The organism is Corallococcus sp. AB049A (assembly GCF_003668885.1).
Classification (GTDB): Bacteria; Myxococcota; Myxococcia; order Myxococcales; family Myxococcaceae; genus Corallococcus; species Corallococcus interemptor.
This window is the reverse complement of sequence record NZ_RAWL01001447.1, coordinates 1-388: the sequence shown is the minus strand read 5'-3', so window position 1 is coordinate 388 and position 388 is coordinate 1. Positions and strand designations below refer to the sequence as shown.

Genomic DNA, 388 nt, shown 5'->3' with positions numbered 1-388 from the left:
CCAGGGGCACCAGCGCCACCGCCACATGGCTCACCGTGCACACCCACTCGGGCAGCGTGGAGGGGCCCCGCGGGGCCGCCCGCGTCAGCACCAGCAGCACGGCGCTCACCAGCGCCATGCCCACGCCCACCTGGCGCAGCGGGCGCCCGCGCGGAGACAGGGCTCCCCAGGAGCACACCGCGCTCGTGGACAGCAGCATCGCCAGCATGGGCGCCCGGCCCGTGAGCACCGCGCCCGTGGTGCGCCCCAGCGCCAGCAGCACGCCCGTCACCGCGAGCGCCAGGCCCGAGGACGCCGCGAACACCCCCACCGCCTGCGAACGCCATCCGCGCACCGGCCGCTTCAGCGCCAGCTCCTCGCGAGACGCCGCCAGCGCACGCTCCATCGC

Annotated in this window: 1 pseudogene; it reads right to left on the bottom strand. The window is 77.3% G+C overall.

Annotated elements, in window-relative coordinates:
• Positions 1-388 (bottom strand): annotated as a pseudogene (locus D7X55_RS42515) (DUF1109 domain-containing protein); the annotation flags it as partial.